Source organism: Leuconostoc gasicomitatum LMG 18811 (assembly GCF_000196855.1).
GTDB classification, from domain to species: Bacteria; Bacillota; Bacilli; order Lactobacillales; family Lactobacillaceae; genus Leuconostoc; species Leuconostoc gasicomitatum.
In genome coordinates this window covers 691,123-709,432 of record NC_014319.1, presented here as the reverse complement: position 1 = coordinate 709,432, position 18,310 = coordinate 691,123, and the positions used below count along the sequence as shown (strand labels likewise).

Annotated in this window: 20 protein-coding genes; 3 read left to right on the top strand and 17 right to left on the bottom strand. The window is 36.8% G+C overall.

Translation table 11 applies throughout. The annotated features are described in order from the left end of the window. Positions 1–174: 174 nt before the first annotated feature. The 6 genes from LEGAS_RS03475 to LEGAS_RS03450 form a co-directional block, all read right to left on the bottom strand. Entirely contained in the window at positions 175–2,094 is a 1,920-nt protein-coding gene (locus LEGAS_RS03475) for a PTS fructose transporter subunit IIABC (protein WP_010386563.1), read from the bottom strand. A 17-nt stretch (positions 2,095–2,111) separates the two neighbouring features. Beyond that, positions 2,112–3,023, bottom strand: a complete 912-nt coding sequence (gene pfkB / locus LEGAS_RS03470) for a 1-phosphofructokinase (protein ID WP_010386564.1) — start codon at positions 3,021–3,023, stop codon at positions 2,112–2,114. Positions 3,024–3,036: 13 nt separating this feature from the next. Next, complete coding sequence (locus LEGAS_RS03465; protein ID WP_013231423.1) at positions 3,037–3,789, bottom strand: DeoR/GlpR family DNA-binding transcription regulator; 753 nt, start codon at positions 3,787–3,789, stop codon at positions 3,037–3,039. Positions 3,790–3,929: 140 nt separating this feature from the next. After that, complete coding sequence (locus tag LEGAS_RS03460) at positions 3,930–4,526, bottom strand: 5' nucleotidase, NT5C type (RefSeq protein ID WP_010386565.1); 597 nt, start codon at positions 4,524–4,526, stop codon at positions 3,930–3,932. A gap of 174 nt (positions 4,527–4,700) precedes the next feature. Next, positions 4,701–5,114 (bottom strand): 30S ribosomal protein S16, encoded by a 414-nt coding sequence (rpsP, locus tag LEGAS_RS03455; protein WP_013231422.1) that lies wholly within the window; start codon positions 5,112–5,114, stop codon positions 4,701–4,703. A gap of 382 nt (positions 5,115–5,496) precedes the next feature. Next, positions 5,497–5,691, bottom strand: a complete 195-nt coding sequence (locus tag LEGAS_RS03450) for a hypothetical protein (RefSeq protein ID WP_013231421.1) — start codon at positions 5,689–5,691, stop codon at positions 5,497–5,499. Between the two features lie 281 nt (positions 5,692–5,972). Between LEGAS_RS03450 and mscL the strand changes: the two genes are divergently transcribed. Both mscL and LEGAS_RS03440 read left to right on the top strand, forming a co-directional pair. Beyond that, the gene (gene mscL, locus LEGAS_RS03445; protein WP_010386568.1) at positions 5,973–6,353 is read left to right on the top strand and encodes a large-conductance mechanosensitive channel protein MscL; all 381 of its coding nucleotides are present in this window, start codon (positions 5,973–5,975) and stop codon (positions 6,351–6,353) included. Between the two features lie 97 nt (positions 6,354–6,450). Next, on the top strand, positions 6,451–7,083 hold the full coding sequence (locus LEGAS_RS03440) for a deoxynucleoside kinase (RefSeq protein ID WP_013231420.1): 633 nt from the start codon (positions 6,451–6,453) through the stop codon (positions 7,081–7,083). Positions 7,084–7,126: 43 nt separating this feature from the next. On the opposite strand, the gene ruvA is transcribed toward LEGAS_RS03440, so the two are convergent. From ruvA to murI, 6 genes are all read right to left on the bottom strand, one after another. Further along, positions 7,127–7,717: a Holliday junction branch migration protein RuvA gene (gene ruvA / locus LEGAS_RS03435; protein ID WP_010385589.1), complete on the bottom strand. Its 591-nt coding sequence runs from the start codon at positions 7,715–7,717 to the stop codon at positions 7,127–7,129. A 119-nt stretch (positions 7,718–7,836) separates the two neighbouring features. Next, complete coding sequence (gene queA / locus LEGAS_RS03430; RefSeq protein ID WP_010385587.1) at positions 7,837–8,898, bottom strand: tRNA preQ1(34) S-adenosylmethionine ribosyltransferase-isomerase QueA; 1,062 nt, start codon at positions 8,896–8,898, stop codon at positions 7,837–7,839. Continuing rightward, on the bottom strand, positions 8,891–9,751 hold the full coding sequence (locus LEGAS_RS03425) for a metallophosphoesterase family protein (RefSeq protein ID WP_013231419.1): 861 nt from the start codon (positions 9,749–9,751) through the stop codon (positions 8,891–8,893). The genes queA and LEGAS_RS03425 overlap by 8 nt, the downstream gene beginning before the upstream one ends. Further along, positions 9,751–10,809 carry a Holliday junction branch migration DNA helicase RuvB gene (gene ruvB / locus LEGAS_RS03420; RefSeq protein ID WP_010385581.1) on the bottom strand — a complete coding sequence of 353 codons (1,059 nt, stop codon included), beginning with the start codon at positions 10,807–10,809 and terminating at the stop codon, positions 9,751–9,753. Before ruvB ends, LEGAS_RS03425 begins: the two co-directional genes overlap by 1 nt. Before the next feature lie 55 nt (positions 10,810–10,864). Beyond that, the gene (locus LEGAS_RS03415; RefSeq protein WP_013231418.1) at positions 10,865–11,401 is read right to left on the bottom strand and encodes a YfcE family phosphodiesterase; all 537 of its coding nucleotides are present in this window, start codon (positions 11,399–11,401) and stop codon (positions 10,865–10,867) included. Positions 11,402–11,438: 37 nt separating this feature from the next. Then, positions 11,439–12,899, bottom strand: coding sequence for a glutamate racemase (gene murI / locus LEGAS_RS03410; RefSeq protein WP_013231417.1), 1,461 nt, complete (start codon positions 12,897–12,899; stop codon positions 11,439–11,441). 90 nt (positions 12,900–12,989) lie between these two features. Between murI and LEGAS_RS03405 the strand changes: the two genes are divergently transcribed. Continuing rightward, positions 12,990–13,709, top strand: a complete 720-nt coding sequence (locus LEGAS_RS03405; protein WP_010385573.1) for a YslB family protein — start codon at positions 12,990–12,992, stop codon at positions 13,707–13,709. Positions 13,710–13,784: 75 nt separating this feature from the next. On the opposite strand, the gene dltD is transcribed toward LEGAS_RS03405, so the two are convergent. The 5 genes from dltD to LEGAS_RS09880 are packed head-to-tail and all read right to left on the bottom strand — an operon-like array spanning position 13,785 to position 18,225. After that, on the bottom strand, positions 13,785–15,068 hold the full coding sequence (gene dltD / locus LEGAS_RS03400; protein ID WP_013231416.1) for a D-alanyl-lipoteichoic acid biosynthesis protein DltD: 1,284 nt from the start codon (positions 15,066–15,068) through the stop codon (positions 13,785–13,787). Positions 15,069–15,073: 5 nt separating this feature from the next. Then, a complete protein-coding gene (gene dltC, locus LEGAS_RS03395) occupies positions 15,074–15,310 on the bottom strand; it encodes a D-alanine--poly(phosphoribitol) ligase subunit DltC (protein WP_010385569.1) in 237 nt (78 codons plus the stop codon). 28 nt (positions 15,311–15,338) lie between these two features. Then, the gene (dltB, locus tag LEGAS_RS03390) at positions 15,339–16,544 is read right to left on the bottom strand and encodes a D-alanyl-lipoteichoic acid biosynthesis protein DltB (RefSeq protein ID WP_013231415.1); all 1,206 of its coding nucleotides are present in this window, start codon (positions 16,542–16,544) and stop codon (positions 15,339–15,341) included. Further along, entirely contained in the window at positions 16,537–18,069 is a 1,533-nt protein-coding gene (gene dltA, locus LEGAS_RS03385) for a D-alanine--poly(phosphoribitol) ligase subunit DltA (protein ID WP_010385970.1), read from the bottom strand. Before dltA ends, dltB begins: the two co-directional genes overlap by 8 nt. A gap of 15 nt (positions 18,070–18,084) precedes the next feature. Beyond that, a complete protein-coding gene (locus LEGAS_RS09880) occupies positions 18,085–18,225 on the bottom strand; it encodes a teichoic acid D-Ala incorporation-associated protein DltX (protein WP_013231414.1) in 141 nt (46 codons plus the stop codon). Between the last annotated feature and the right edge of the window lie 85 nt (positions 18,226–18,310).

Below are 18,310 nucleotides of genomic sequence, written 5' to 3'. Positions count from 1 at the left end.
TCCTCTTTCTGGTTAATTTCATTATACTACACTTTTTTACCATCATTAATTCCTACTACTTGTGATAACCTTCCAGTAATTTCTTTTCTGTTTTATGATCGATTATAGTAAATTGCCATCATCTATAAAGATAATCAAAAAAACCTAATTGATAGCTATCAATTAGGTTTTAAATCATACTGCTTTTTTGAAGAATCCATAGACTACGCCAGAAACAACAGCCCCAATTGCTATAAAGAACAAGTATAGCAATGGTGAACTTGTCAAGGCAATCACGAAGATACCACCATGTGGTGCTAATAGTTTAATGCCAGCAAAGCCAACTAACCCACCAGACAAAACTGATCCAACCATGAAACTCGGAATTGCACGTACTGGATCTGCTGCAGCAAACGGAATGGCGCCTTCTGTAATGAAGGATAGTCCCATAACTATGTTAGTTAATCCTGCTTGTCGTTCTTGTTGATCAAACTTATGTTTAAACAATAATGTTGCTACAAAGACTGCCAATGGTGGTACCATGCCGCCAGCCATAACAGCTGCCATAATCACCGATCCACCACTTGCAACTGTTGCAGCTAAAGTGCCTGTACCAAAGACATAGGCTGCTTTGTTGATTGGGCCTCCCATGTCAATTGACATCATACCGCCAAGTATCGCACCTAATAGTACAGCATTAGTGCCATCCAAACCAGATAAGAAATTATTCAAACCTGTGTTAATCGCTGACATTGGAATATTAATGAGTAGCATCGCAAAACCAGTTAATAGGACACCTAATACTGGATAAAACAAAATTGATTTAATACCATCTAATGACTTAGGCAGTTTTTGAAATAGCTTTTTGAGTAACAACATAATGCCACCGGCTAGGAAACCACCGACTAGGGCACCTAAAAATCCTGATGGAATCGGTGCATGGTTAGCATTTAGCCCGACGTTGTAAAGGTTGTACCCATTTGCAGATAAGGCACCAGCTACGAATCCGGCTACTAAACCTGGCTTTTCAGCAATTGAATAGGCAATATATCCCGCCAAAACTGGTAACATGAAACCAAATGCAGCCCCTCCAATTTGTTTAAAAAACGCAGCAATTGGATGATAAGTTCCCAAGCTTGACAATGCACTGTTTGGTACACCTAAACTTTGGTCAATTAAGAAGGCAAACGCAATTGCAATACCACCACCGATAACAAATGGTAGCATACTCGATACGCCACTCATGAGATGGCGATAAAATGCCTTTCCAATTGATTGTGGTGCTTCTGTTGATTGTTGCCTTGGTTCATTACTATGATAAATAGGCGCTGTTTGACGAAGTGCTAAGTCGATTAATTCATCTGGCTTACGGATGCCATCGGCTACTGGTCGATTAATTAATGGTTTACCATCAAAACGTGCCATATCAACTTTTTTATCGGCAGCTATAATCACCCCTTGCGCGTGTGCAATATCTGCATCTGTTAGTTTGTTCCCCACACCACTAGCACCGTTTGTTTCAACTTTAATGCGGATACCCAGCTTTTCAGCATGTTTTTTCAACGCTTCTTCAGCCATATAAGTATGCGCAATACCAGTTGTACATGCTGTGACAGCAACAAGGTAAGGTGCATCATCATCAACTACCACTTCAGTTGATTCTGATTCTTGTGCTGTAAACAGACTAACCACTTTAGCTGGTGTTTCTGCCTGTTTTAATTTATCCATAAAGCCATCTTGCAACAAATAACGTGATAGGCTGGCTAGTGCTTCCAAGTGTGTGTTATTTGCATTGGCCGGCACTGCTATCATAAACAATAAATGAACGGGTTGACCATCCATGGCATCATAATCAACACCATTTTTTGATCGCGCAAACGCCACCGTAGGTTGCTTAACTGCATTATTTTTAGCATGTGGCATCGCAATACCATCACCTAAACCAGTCGTTGTCTGCGCTTCACGTGCCAAAATACCTTTTAAAAATTCTTGCTTATCCGTAATGCGATCGGCGGCATAAAGTTGATCGATCATTTCGTCAAAAGCTGCTTGTTTTGTTGTGGCTTTTAAATCTAAAAGCATCACATCTGGTAATAACAATTCACTTATTTTCATGACGTTTCCTCATATTATCAAATAGTTGTAATAATAACTTGTTGATAAATTTCCTCAATTTTTTGTTTTGTTGCTATATCATTACTAAAGGCTGTTGCAGTACCACTAGCGACAGCAATTTTAAAACTTTCTAACACATCCTCTGATTGTAACCATGTACCGATAAAACCAGCAATCATTGAATCACCAGCACCGGCTGAATTTTGAACTTGACCTTTAATTGGTTTTGCAAAATATTGTGTCTGCTGCGTGAAAAGTAGCGCACCCTCACCAGCAAGTGACACAATCGCATGTTGTGCACCATCTACTATCAATTGTCTTCCCCATCGTAGGAGATCCGCTTGCGTGGCTAAATCAGTATCATAAAGCTGTGCTAATTCCCTACGATTTGGTTTTACTAGCAATGGTCGGTCGGCCAAAGCCGTTTTTAACTGTTGTCCAGTCGTATCAATGACAAATCGTGCCCCACATAATTGAATTTTATGTAACATTTGTTGATAAACATGACTATCTAAACGCTTAGGCACGCTACCTGAAAGAACAACAACGTCGTCATGTGTTAAACAATCAAATTTTTGGAAGAATATTGCTAATTCTTGCGCCGTAATCGCCGGTCCAGTCGCATTAATTTCCGTTTCATTAGTAGCCTTTATTTTTAAATTGATACGCGTGTTACCAGCTATTTGCGTAAAATCTTGCGTTAAATGTGTGTCACGTAAGGTATTTTGTAAATGTTGACCGGTAAACCCACCTAGAAATCCCCAAGCTGTATTATCAATAGCTAACTGACCGAGCAGTCGGCTCACATTAATGCCTTTACCACCTGGAAAAATAGTTTCTGAATCAGCGCGATTTGTTTCACCTAATGTTAATGTTTTCAAACGTGTTATAAAATCCAATGATGGATTCAAAGTGACCGTATAAATCATAATTTTCCCCCTTCTATACTACTAACACTTTCATGACTTTCTTAAGTTCATCACGTTGCTTTGACACTAAATTAGTCGTGACCAAGACAACTTCTTCCAATGTCACTGCCTTAGCAAATGAAGCAACGCCAATTTTACTCGCATCAGCCAAGACATAACTCACATGAGAACGCTCAACAACAGCGCGTTTGACAGCAGCTTCTTCCAAGTCCGGTGTTGTTAGTCCAAACTCAACAGATATGCCATCAGCACCAACAAAACTGACATCAAATACCATATTTTTAATTTGCTCAACTGCAGCGGCACCTATGACGGCATCCGTCGTTTGTTTTACTTGCCCACCAATGATCAAAACGGGTATCATCAAGTCTGATAGATTAGCTGCATGATGAACGGAGTTTGTGACAACGGTAATCGCGGGCTTCTTATCCGCTAAATAAGCAATAACTTCACCAGTTGTTGACCCAGCGTCTAAAAAAATTGTTTCGCCACCTTGCAACTGCTGCACCGCTCGTTTCGCAATTTTTTGTTTATCAGCTTGATAAATCGGTCTGCGTTCACTAACTGTCGATGATTTTTTGTTCTGAGCAATAAACTCAACACCACCATGAACACGTTTTACTAGCCCTTTATCGGTTAACAACGCTAGATCGCGCCGTATGGTTGAAATCGATGTTTGCGTGACCCCTTTTAGTTCCTGAAGGGAAATAAACTGATGCTTTTGAATTACAGCTAACAATCTTTCCTGTCTTTCTTCTACAATCATTATCTTCCTCACTTAAATGTAAGCGCTTTCTTTATAAGATTATAATACCTTCTTTTAAATTTATTTGCAACATTTTTATACCATTTTTGTTCAAAAAGCGTCAAAAAAAACAGTAATCGCTATTTTGATTACTGTTTTTACTATTCCCAATGCGCTTTTTCAAAATGATCATTTTGCCCAAAAAGTTGGTAGCCTGCATGTTCTGCGACTGCTTCTGCACTAAGACGTAAGGTACCAGATGTCTTATAGGCTTTAGCAACTGCATTCAAATAGTCTACTAATTGCTCTGACCAAACCAATTGATCGTCATATCCATACTGAATCCACAAACTATCTGCTGTCTCATCATTCCATTGACTTGCACCATGATAAGGGCGATCGTCAATTAAAATACCACCAACCCCACGCGCTAAACTTTTATCATGTGTCAACGTTACACGTTTATAAAATGGGCTTTGATTATCATCCCCAAAGTATTGCGCAAGCCAAAGTAACTTGTCCTGCCAAGCACTAGGATTTTTCCATGGTGCAGTTGATAAAATGTGCAACTCATAATTTTCTGCCAATGATTTAACAGCTTCAACAGCACCAACCATTGGTGGTAAATCACGAAAAATACCGGGTATTTGATCAGGCTTTTTTACTTTTTCCGACCTCATATCAACAGCATTTAAAATGGATAACGTATCAACTAATACATTATCCATATCTAAAAATAATTTAGGCTTCTTAACCATTTATCTTCTCCATTACTATCAGAATTAAAGAAAGCGCTTCCATATTTGGATAGTTTCATTATAGCCGATGTGAGATTAATTGGCAAAATTGTTTTACAAATCTATTAACATCACTTTAACAACAGAAAAAAGACAACTGTCATCAATAATTATGACAGTTGTCTTTTTAATTGATTATACTAATGCTAACAAATCAGCTTTTTTTGCTGATGAAGCAAATTCAATGCCCTTAGCATTCAAATATGCTTTAAGTTCAGCAACAGTGTTTTTTTCTGTTGGCTTTGCTACTGATGCAGCAGGCTTAGCAGCAGCTGGTTTCTTACCAGACTTTGATTCAGTATGCTTTGCCAAGATACCTGCATTGCTCAACAAATTGCGAACAGTTTCTGATGGTTGTGCACCATTGCTCAACCATGACAAAATCTTTTCTTCGTCTAACTTAATTTCTGCAGGTTGTGTAATTGGGTTGTATGTACCAACTGTTTCGATGAAACGGCCATCACGAGGTGAGCGTGAATCAGCGATCACAACACGGTAGAAAGGACGCTTCTTGGCACCCATACGCTTCAAACGGATTTTAACTGACATATTTAATGTCCTCCAAATTTCTTTTGTGCTTTTTGCACTTTAATTTACTTATTTAGTATCCCACTAAACAGCATCTATGTCAAGTGTTTTTACTTGACACGTGTCGTCCAATCCACGTATTGCGTTAAATGACTGTCACGTCAATAAAACTTTTGCCGATTAATGCCAAAACACTTTATAAATAGCGTTAGCTTCATGTTGCAATAAAATAGAACTAAATCATGCATTAACGCCAATTGTTAAAGGATTATGCCCATTTAACTTTAAAAAGATGTTACTTATCAATCTAACTGCTGATTAATAAGAGCACAAAAAAATAATCACATCATATAGCCACTTTTGGTAAATTCTGTGCCTGATTTGATGTCATCACAATGGCTTTCTAGTTATCTTCACGCTTGGCATTAATTTCTTCACTTAATATAATCAAGTTATCTAATGCACGCCTTGCTAATCGTGAGTCGTGGGCACGATTAGCATCATTAGTGATACCACCTAATGTGTGTGGCGTATTAACATCATTAATGATGTTAATAAGTTGTTCATGCCATATGGTCAACTGTTCTTTTTTGTTCATAAGTTTTCTCCTTCAAACAATTATGTTTATTTTATCATGACTAAGCCATAATTTCATGAGAATACAACATACTTTCCAAAATAGCATTTCAACACTGAGTAACTTTCTACCAGTGAATGGCACAAATCAACATTTCAAATCTTTTGATTAACTAAAGTTTAGTTTAATTTTTAGAAATATATTGTAATACAAATATTTTCATGTAAAATATTTATATAGAATATAGAAGTGAAAGGAATATGCGTACAGTTAATAACAACTCGTATGCACAAATGTAACTTATGCTCTCAGAATTTAAAACTTTTATCATGCGTGGTAATGTACTTGATTTGGCAGTTGGTGTGATTATTGGTGGTGCTTTTACCGGATTAGTTAAGTCACTGACAAACAACCTGATTGGCCCAATTCTCTCATTTTTCACTGGTGGTACATCAGATTTAGCAAGCCTAAAACTTGTTATTACAAAGGAGCTTACTTTTAAGTATGGTGCCTTCATAAACGATTTGATTAATTTCTTAATTACGGCTTTCGTTGTCTTTATATTAATTAAAGTCATCAACCGTCTCTTCCGTACAAATAAGGAAAAGGCAGTAGAAGTTAACCCCGAATTAGAAATTTTAACTGAAATTCGTGATTTATTGGAAGCTGAAAAGAAAGCCTAATGTTCGCATTTTGAAGTAAATCCGTCCAAGAAATGACCTTGTTGTTTGGACGGATTTTTTGTATAGTTATTAGGTTACTAAATTATTGGAGGTCGTCATGGTGATTATTACCGCAGGCATGATTGGCGTTGGAAAAACAACATTAACTGGTTTAATTGCTGAACATTTTGGCACAAAAGCCTTTTATGAACCAGTGGGCGACAATCCCGTACTCCCACTTTATTATTCCGACCCAAAACAGTATGGTTTTTTACTACAAATTTATTTTCTTAACCGACGTTTTGATATGATTAAAAAAGCACTAGCAGATGATAATAATGTGTTAGATCGCTCAATTTATGAAGACGCCTTATTTACATCTGAAAATCATAAAGATGGCAACATCACAGATGCTGAAATGAGTGTTTACACACAACTACTCAATAATATGATGGCTGAGTTACAAAAATTACCTAAGAAAGCCCCTGATTTACTCGTTTACGCTGAAACTGATTTTGAAACTATCTTATACCGGATTAAAAAACGCGGACGTGATTACGAACAGTTTGAAAATAATGATGCCTTACGTCAGTATTATTTCCGTATGTGGTCGGCATATCGTGATTGGTTTGACGCATATGATGCATCACCAAAAATAAAAATTGATTTACAAACATTTGATCTTGAACAAAACAAAAATCAAGAAGTGATTTTAGATCAAATTGATAAAGCATTAAAAACAATACATTAAAAAATACGCTCATCACTGGTTAATACAGTGATGAGCGTATTTTTTAATTGACTAACAATTTTAGTGCTGAACGGATATAACCATCTGTTGTATCGTGTTTGGCTGCTAAAGTTTTTTCCAGCTTAGCAATTTCTTTAGTGCTGTAGCCTAATGAATTTAAAGCTTCTAGAGCATCAGATAATGCCTGGTTTGAATTTGGCTGCGAAACTGGCGTTGTCATACCAACGGAGGCAGCCAAATCATCCAATTTCCCTTTTAAATCCAAAACAATTTGTTGCGCTGTTTTTTTACCGACACCTGGAAACTGTGTTAGGTAAGTTGCATCATCATTTGCAACAGCATTAACTAAGCCAACTGAATCATCACTAGCTAAAATAGCCAAAGCACTTTTGGGCCCAATACCGGAAACATTTAATAGCTTATTGAACAATATTTTTTCATTTTCATCAATAAAACCATACATCGTGATTTCATTTTCACGCACGATTTGTTCCACGTAAACATGTGATTCCACATTTTGTTCAAAACGATATGGATTAGCCACAAACAGTTTGTACCCCACACCACTGCGGTCACAAATTACCAAATAAGCTGGGTAAATATTCGTAATTAAACCATTAATATATTCGTACACTTTTATCTCCCCTTTAAATCACATATTTTCAGTTTTTTATAAAAATTAAGTGATGCGATACTTTCTGAAAACTATCATTTGCTAACAAGCACATTGCAATAATAAACCACAATTACTCCCTAACGCTTGATAAACATTGCGTCCCCAAAACTAAAGAAACGATACTTGTCATTCACAGCGTGCTGATAAGCATTTAAAATATTATCACGCCCTGTAAAAGCTGCGACTAACATAACCAACGTTGACTTAGGAAGATGAAAATTTGTAATAAAGGCATCAACCGTCGTCCATTGATATCCTGGTTTAATAAATATATCTGTCCAGCCTGAATCAGCTTGTAATTGCCCGTTAAATTTTGAGCCAATTGTTTCTAATGTACGTATAGAAGTCGTTCCTGTTGCAATAATGCGACCACCAGTAGCATGAACCTTATTCAAAGCATCAGCCGCCTCTGAGCTCAACTGATAGAACTCTGAATGCATTTTGTGATCTTCAATGTTTTCTTCCTCAACCGGTCTAAATGTTCCCAAACCAACGTGTAACGTTAACTCAATTGTTTGAACACCCTTTGCGCGCACTTTATCTAATAGTTCTGGTGTCCAATGTAATCCGGCTGTTGGTGCTGCGGCAGAACCATCAACTTTGGAATAAACAGTTTGATAACGTTCCTGATCTGCCAGCTTTTCTTTAATATAAGGTGGCAGCGGCATTTCCCCTAATTTTTCTAATAGCTCCATAAAAATTCCTTCATAGTGGAACTCAATATAACGACCACCATGTTCTAATTCACCAACAACAGTAGCAGTCATGACTGGATTATCAATGTCATTGCCAAAAAAAATCGTTGACCCAACTGGTGATTTTTTTGCAGGTTTAACCAATGTTTCCCAGACATCACCATGATCTTGACGTAATAATAACACTTCGGCATGCCCCCCCGTTTCAGGACGTACGCCGTGCAATCGTGCTGGCAGCACGCGAGAGTTATTCATCACAATAGCATCACCCGGGTTCACATAATCTAAGATGTCATAAAAATGTTTGTCTTCATACAGACCAGTATCCGCATCTAGTACTAACAATCGAGATGAATCACGCTGTTTTAAAGGGGTTTGAGCAATGAGTGTTTCTGGCAAGTCATAATCAAAATCTGCTAATTGGTAATGTTGTTCTTCAGTCATTTTTTTCACCTATATTGCCTTGTAGATTAATTTTTTTTTCAAATTCAAATCCAGTTAAGGCGACCTTTTCTTTTTCCTGATTCGATAATACTTTATCTTCATTAGGAATGTTAAACGCTTTTAAAACATCTGCATATGTCAACTCATTAGTATTAAGATAGTCAACTAGCAGCGCTAATTCATGTCTCTGATTAGCAGTTGGTTTATTAATTGTAATTGTTTCATCAAATGCTCGTTCGATTAAGCGATCATAACGTTTGTTTTCTGATTCTATTTGATAGTGTTCCGCAATCTTTTTTTGTCGTGCAACTAAAAGCGGTGTTAACTCATCAAAACTGATTGGTGCACCGAATCTTCTGGTTTGCATATAATCTGAGTCGAGCGATAAATTAATCATGCCGTCAGATTGATATTCAGCTTCATGAATATGACCATGCACAGACAACATTGGATAAGGTAAATCAATGGCATAATGGCTCAACCAAACTTGTACCCCATTAATTTTGACCGCTTTAGCAGTATCAACAACTTCCACTATGCCCGTTTCTGAAGCCTTTACGGCTGCTTTTAACTGGTCAGAATGATCATGATTTCCCTTAAAAAAGACAATATGCCCATTTAATCGTGTTAACTGTGCAATAAAATCCTGCTTTTTGCGAAACATACCAAGATCACCCAAAAAATACACGGTATCTTCATCTTTCACAACATTATTCCAGGTTGTTTCAAGGTAACTATCCATGTTTTTAATGGTTGGTTCAATGTTTAGTGCACGTAATGATTCTGCACGTGATTGATCAAAATATAAAATTTTTTCGTGATTGAAATGCGTATCTGACATAATATATTGCATTATTGTTCCCTTTGATACGGTATTTTAAGGTGTGCATAAGCACTTTCAGTAACAACACGACCGCGTGGTGTGCGTTGCAAAAAACCAATCTGCAATAAGTAAGGTTCAACCATAGACTCTAATGTCTCAGCCTCTTCACCAATATTGGCTGCAATGGTGTTCAACCCTACGGGACCGCCCTTATAATATTCAATCATCGTTCCTAAAAATTTGTGATCTGTTTCATCAAGTCCACGATTATCAACACGCAACTTATCCAAAGCAATATCAACAATTGCTTTGTCAATTGCTGATTTACCCTCTACTTGTGCAAAGTCACGGACGCGTTTCAATAATCGATTAGCAATACGCGGTGTGCCTCGTGAACGTAAAGCGACTTCATAAGCACCTGCCAATTTAATTGGTGCATTAAAAATATCTGATGAACGAACCACGATTTCTTGTAATTCTTCTGGTGTATAATATGCCATTGCGTTAATGATTCCAAAACGGTCACGTAAGGGTTTTGATAACATACCTGGTCGTGTAGTTGCACCAATAAGTGTAAAGGGTGGTAACGGAAAATGAACAGCACGTGCTGTCGGTCCTTGACCAACCATAATGTCAACAAAATAATCTTCCATTGCCGAATACATAATTTCTTCAATATTCGTTGGCAAGCGATGAATTTCATCAATAAATAAAATGTCACCTGGTTCAAGTTCATTAAGTAAGGCTACTAAATCTCCTGGCTTCTCAATTGCCGGACCAGAAGTTGTTTTAATATGCACAGCCATTTCATTTGCAATAATCATGGCCAATGTCGTTTTCCCTAATCCCGGTGGTCCAAACAACAAAACATGATCTAATGCCTCTTCACGTTGCTTAGCTGCAGAAATGTAAACATTTAGTTCTTCTTTTAAGGCAGCTTGACCAATATATTCACGCAAAAATTGCGGACGTAATGAAAATTCATTACTTTGTTCCGCCTCATTTGCCGCTGCATCATGTATTAATTGATCGGCTGCAGTATTTTCATCATACCATTGATTGAATTGTGGTTCTTGTTGATTTACCATAGTTATCATTTTACCATGTTTGCCGGCTATTTATATCACAGTCTGTCTCGTAAAATTACCGTGCCATTTCTACAGTGAGATTATCTAACAAGACGTGTGATCGATTATAAAAATGTACAATAAATTTATCTGATTCAACAATCAGTATAGCGTACGTCCCACCAATTATTGACCGTGGTCCCTTTGGTAAACTCGTTGATCCTGGATTGATAAATAACTTGCCATTATAGGCAAGCGCCCCATCGACATGCGTATGACCAAATAAAACAACCTGAGCATCACTCTCGAGAGCTGCTTTATCTAACAACTCTAAATTAGCCCACCCGTTAAACACTGTCACATGATATAAATGGCCATGCGTTTGAAAAAAAGTCACCTGATCAATTGTTGTCGCGCGCGCTTCAACAAAATCAGGATCATAGTCCATATTACCAATTACTGTTGAAACACCATCAAAAACAGTATCTTTTGCTGACAATTCCGAATCACCATTAAAAAAAATACCGGCAACTTGTGGTCGCCACCTAGCGATAATATCCGACAATATCTCGCGATCACCATGATTATCTGAAACAATTAAAAATTTTGACATAGCATACGTTGATGTAAGTAGCAACTTTAATTATTACTTACACGCCTCCTTTCAACCATTCTGGTAGATGTTTACCTAATTCCTGTAGTGCCAAGCCACGGTGACTGACCTGATTTTTTTCATTTGCAGTTAATTGGGCAAACGTTTTATCAAACTGTGGTACTAAGAAAAGTGGATCATAACCAAAACCATTATCGCCATAACGTTGATCTGTTATTAAACCACGAACCGTTCCTGTTGCGACTAATTTAGGTTTGTTCGGACCGACGAGCACAAGGACACTAGTAAACTGTGCCTCACGCGATGTGATCCCTTCAAGCTTGTTTAAGACCTTATCATTATTCGCCTGATCATCATGATCCCCTGCATATCGTGCAGAATACACGCCTGGTTCACCATTCAAAGCATCAATCGATAAACCAGAGTCATCTGCTAAAATATAATCATTTGGCGCAATTTTAGCAATTGTCATCGCTTTTTTTGTCGCATTTTCTTCAAACGTTGTGCCATCTTCAATAATTTCAGGTACACTATCCCCTAAGCTATTTAGCGGTGTTACTGTTAAATTAATCCCGATATCATTCAAAATAGCTTCTATTTCTATTATTTTATGTTGATTGTTGCTAGCCAAAATAAGTCTAGGCATACTAATTTCCTCTAGATGCTGTAATGTCCCATTATCTACGATTTTTAAATGACGAACATCAAGTTCATGGATGCGCGCTAACCAATTTGTCGCAATGACTTTAAACGTTTCATCATCACTGTCACTCGTTGTGTAATAAATGTCTTCATCATGATTATGTTTTATATCACTATTTAAGGCTAACTTATTCAAACATTGCTTAATGGCATAAATCGTTTCACGACCGGAATCAATCAAGGTAATTTGTTTACCAACTGCCTCTCTAATAAAAGGTTCAAGCAATGGAAAATGCGTGCAACCTAATATTAATGTATCAATTCCAGCGGCTTTAAATGGTGCTAAATGATTCATGACAATATCTCGTGTAGCATGATCTTGATACTTATTTGCCTCAACTAATTGTACAAAATCTGGTTCCCCTTGTGACAAAACCTTTGTATCAGCGCCATATTGATGTATTTGCAATTCATAGGCTTTTGAATTGACAGTGCCATCAGTTGCAATGATACCAATTGTTTTATTTTTGGTTGCCAACTGTGCGGCTTGCGCACCTGGTTGTATGACACCGATGACCGGAATCGTCAATTTTTTCTGAAGTACAGTTAGTGCACATGCTGTTGCCGTATTACAAGCAATAACAAGCATTTTAATTTGCTTTTCTGTAATCAGATAATTTGCCATCTGAAACGTATACGCAATCACCTCATCCGTTGTCCGCGGTCCATAAGGCATACGCGCTGTATCGCCAATAAAGATAAATTGTTCGTTAGGTAGTTGTTTTTGGGCTTCTTTAATGACCGTTAGGCCACCGACCCCAGAATCAATCATTCCGATTGGATTATTTTTATTCATATTTATAATTATGAACGGAAAATTTAAGAATGCAAGTTTTCTAGTCCAAAAGTTTGGTATAATAAAGGTCTGAAAGGGTTATATAAATTCATGAATAGTTATGATTACGACAAAATTTTACAAACAAATTTTCAAGTCAATAGTTTTGCCTTGACACTTCTCCGTGATGGTCTTTTAAAAAACCTATTACAAGAAGATTATCCCCATATTTTATATTGGGCTGGTAAAGAAATAGCACGCCAATTCCCAACTGATGCCCTTTCTTCTGTGGTAACATTCTTTGATAACGCTGGTTTTGGCACTATAGAAATTGCTTCTCAAGACAGTAAAAATCAACGTTGGTACTTGACTGGTGATTTAGTCAAACAGCGCTTAGGACTTGATAAGTCTGCTGATTTTAGTTTAGAGGCTGGCTTTTTGGCACAACAACTTGAAACACAAACTGGGGCCATTGCCGAAGCAACCTTTAAACTCATGAAAAAAAATGAAGGTGTGAGCTTCGAAGTCGTGACTGATCTTAATGAGACAGTCGATGTGTCTGATATCAAGCAACGAGTTGCTGCACGAGAATCATTTTTAAGACAAACTCATGAAAATATTGAGCATGCCAAAATCATTAATATACGAGATGATGGTGATATTTCACACGAGCAATCCATTACAGATTCACTACTCGCCTTTAAATTTGACGATATTGATCTGCCAAAAGAAGCACCAACCAGTTTGAGTGCTATGTCCGGTGACGATACAATTGACCCTTTTAATTTTCCGACGTCCACGGATGCAGAATCTCAATCACCATTTTCATAAACAAAAAAACCGCTTTATGTCGGGTGTTAATAAAATCTTTATTGATTTTATTAACACTCGACATATTGGCGGTTTTTATTTGAATTGTTCCAAATTATCAGCTGTTGGCATCAGATTTTGCCAATCATGTGATAAATAATTATTGTTAATATGATAGTTTGTTGGCTTATAACCATTTGTTAAAAATGGATTGATATGCCTATCTGCCGCTACCCAGCCATTCCATCCTAGATGAATTGTATCTTGCATAAAGTAATTTGCACTACCATTATGTGAAAAATCAACAATATTATTAAATCCTTGTGTCGTCAACTGTTTCTTAATTTTGTTGACACTTTGATAATACATATCTTGATTTAATCCTGTATAACGAGACCAACGCTGATTAACTGGTTGAATAATAAACAAGACGTCTGTATGTTGTTTTGCAAACTCTGCTAACACTGCTTGAAAATCGGCATACTCATCTGATTGACGATAATCAAACTTTTTCTGTGAATGAGCTAATTGCTTTAAACGAAGTTTCACACGATACTTATAAAATGAATTTTTAATTTGAAATTCATTATTAGTTGTTTCTTTTTTACCAATTTTTGTTGCTTCACGTAATAATGATGAGTTATTATCTTGTTTAGGCAATATTTTCAATGCAGGTTCGACATGCTTATCCCAATTACTTGAATGCGAGAAATTTGAAAATAGTTGATCTTCACGTAGTAATACGCGATGACGCACACTTAATAGGTTGATATCAGTTTTTGACAACGGTTTATTATCACTAATTTTAGTAATTAATGCTGCGTAGAAATCACTTTCTTTAATTTGTTTTTGTTCCAACAAACGGCCTGCAATGAAACGGTCAGTTGGCGTAATATGGTTAATATTACGTAACCAATCCACTGTTTGTAACGGTGAATAAAATTCAGGAAAGGAAAGTTTTGTCCCCTTCTTAGTAAACCACTGCTGTGAAATAATAAAAACTGCTTGTTTTTTGTGTAATGCATGTGGCATTTCTTGCATGCCTAAATAGTGAGTCAGCGATTCCGTACCTGCCTGACCTAGTAAGAAAGGTTGATAGTTTCTATGATACTTTGCAGCCAACATTGAAGGGTGCATGGTATCCAAACGTAATAGCTCACTTGACCCGAAAAAAGGCACATAGCGTTTAGAATGATCACTAAACGCCGCAGTTTTTATAGCCTCTCCTTTAAAGGTATTCTTGGAAAAAGAAACCGATGCATCACGTATATTTTTATGTGTAATGTGATTTAAAGAAAAAGGTGCTAAAAATAATGCAAAAATCAATACAAAAGCGACCACTACTGGTCCAAAAATCCACCATAACCCCCTTTTTTTCATGGTGACTACCCAATCAAAGATTCAACTTTGACAATCACTTTATTGGGGGTGTTCCATTCATCACGATTGAATTCTGATACTGGTGCTTGAATATCAAATTTACTTTCCAAGTCAAGTAACAACTCAACAGTTGCCATTGAATCAAGCAAACCACTATCAAAAAAATCATCATCCATTTGATCAGAGATGTCTTCACCAATAATCGTATTCAAAATGTCGATTACGTCTTCTTTTACTGCCATTGTTATTTCCTCTTTCTTTTAATTGCTATTATTTAAACCATAGTGTATCCAAAAATCCACTAAACAATAAGAAACTAAACATCACCACATTAAATGTTATCACAATTGCAAACGCCTCTGTAAATTTGTTATGTGGAAAGTTACGCTTCTTTTTATATCGCAGCCATGCATCATTAATAACCATACCAACACCTTGGAACAAACCATATGCAATATAGTACCAATGCAATCCGTGCCAACATCCCATAATTAACATATTAGCAATATAAGCTATATTTGAAACTGTCACGCGACTTTTGATCCACTTCTTTTTCATAATCAAAAACACAAGTCTCATAAAAATATAGTCTCGGAACCAAAATGACAACGACATATGCCAACGATTCCAGAAATCTTTCAAGTTTTTTGATAAGAAGGGTTTGTTAAAGTTCATTGGTAATTCAATACCCATCACATAACTTGTTGCGACAGCAAACAATGAATAACCCGCAAAGTCAAAGAATAAATCTAATCCCCAAGTATACATATAGGGAACCAACCACCATGTCCAGCCATTATGAAGATTAGCATCCTGTAAAGCAAGGTCGGTAATTTTTGGTAATAATTCGTCTACTAAAATATGAGATATTATAAACTTATATAAAAATCCAAGGAAGAAATACCATACTGCTTTTTCAAGCATACTGATATATTTTGTGCGATCTGGTACTGTTGTAATATCTTTAATAAAACGACGATAGCGATCAATTGGTCCTGATGATATTGTAGGCATAAAGAGCATAAAACGCAAGAATAACCAAGGATTGAATTCTTTAATGGCCCCATCTCGTGTTTCCATAATCATGGCTACCGATCGAAATGTTAGATATGAAATACCAAGAAATCCAAGCAGTGAAGTCACATGGGTCCAATGTGCATCTGGCGCTACTTTAACCAAAACCAATGGTAGTATAGCTAACACAATCGCCCCATAAAAAACCATTGCTTGATTGTTTTTTTTGCGGTATAGCGTATAGGCCCATACTAGCAACCATTGCCAAATTATATAACCAATTAGGGCAAATCCTTCATGATATTTATGACCATCAAACATTAAAAAGATAAAAATGACAGATACAACAACTTCATACCAATTCAATCGCTTGCCAAAATATAAACCAATGGCTAGTGGCAACAATGCTACTAATAAAAAAATAAAGTACTTTGGGTCAGCATATGGCTGTAGATTAAGCATTATTATTCACCTCAGAAATCAAACCTTTGAGATCAATTTTACCATTCGGTGTGAGTGGTAATGCTTCACGATACATAAACCGACTAGGGACCATGTATGGCATCATAATATTTTCAAGTTCCGATTTAATTGCGTTAGTTAACAAAATAGGTTTCTCAAAAGTATTATTTTTAGCTACAATAATAGCTAATAGTTGCTTTACTTTACCATCAGCATCATATCTAGGCACAGCCACTGCCTGCTCTACCCATTGACTTTGTTGCAATTGCTGGGCAACTTCCTCTAACTCAATTCGGAAACCATGCAACTTGATCTGAAAATCACTACGACCTTTATAGTGTAGTAAACCATTCACATCACGTGTTGCTAAGTCACCTGTTTTATAGGCTTGCTGGCCATCAATAACAGTAAAGGTTGCTGCCGTTTTTTCAGGATTATTTAAGTATCCTTTTGATACTGATGGCCCAACAATAACAATTTCACCTGCTTCATCTTCAGATACTGCAATGCCATCACTATCTTGAATCATGATTTTTGTATCAGATTTAACATAACCAATCGGCATCTTATCATAACTTGCAATAACATCTTGTGTAATTTGTAAGCCAGTAACCGCAACAGTTGCTTCAGTTGGTCCATAAGTATTATAAACCTTTGCATCTGGAAAACGGTCAAGCAGCTTTTGTGCTGTTGTTGATGTTAATACTTCGCCACAGAAGAAGAAGGCATTAAGATTGGGGTGATTTTGTTGTTTAAATTCTGGATCAAGTAACGCGACATCAGCAAAAGATGGGGTTGATACCCACTTATTCAACTGAAGACTAGGCAATATTTTAAACAATGCTTTAAAATCGTCAGCCGATTCTTTTGGTAGAGCCTTCAGAGTACCTTTTGCTAATAACGTTGGAATCCAATCCATCACTGATAAATCAAATGAATATGGCGGTTGTGATAAGACATTGCTACCAGATTGCCAATCAAAGGTTTCACCTAACATCCAACTCGCAAAGCTCACAAGATTATCATGCGAAATTTGAACACCTTTTGGTTTACCAGTTGTGCCCGATGTAAAGATAATATAAAAGTTCTCATCACCAACAACAGGCTGGGTCATTTTAAACGCATTGCCTGTATTAAATATCTCGGTCAATTGGGTTTTATTGATGACTGTTACATCCGCAACTTCGATTGGTAATTCATCAACAGCAATAATTAGCGCTGGTTGCCCAATCTCGATGATATCTGTTAAGCGCTCATCAGCTGAATTAACATCAACCGGCACGTAGGCATGGCCCGCTTTGACACTGCCTAAGAAACTGGCAATCATGTCAAACTGCTGTCCCCCATAAACCATAATTGGTGCTTTATCAGCAACATGCAAGTTCTCTATAAATGATGCTAGGCTATCCGAATACTTTTTAAGCTGTTCGTATGTGTGTGTATTTCCCAATTCATCATAAGCAATTGTATGCCCTTGCGTTTCTGCAATTGTATCAATCGCTGTCATGATATTTTTAATAATCATATTAATTTTCCTAATTTAGAATTCGTTATAAATAAAGTGACCTTCACCCACGCCTGAGTAGCTGTAAAGGTATATCAACACTAAAATAATTATAAAATAAAATAGCGTCCGACTAATAAAATTAACAATCGGCCGCTGAAAAAATTGTTTAATCATTTCACGTTACCCCCGTATCTGTGATTTAATGTATAATCAAATAGTACTTTGCTGTAGTAGTAAAAAACATTCATAGTCATTATTA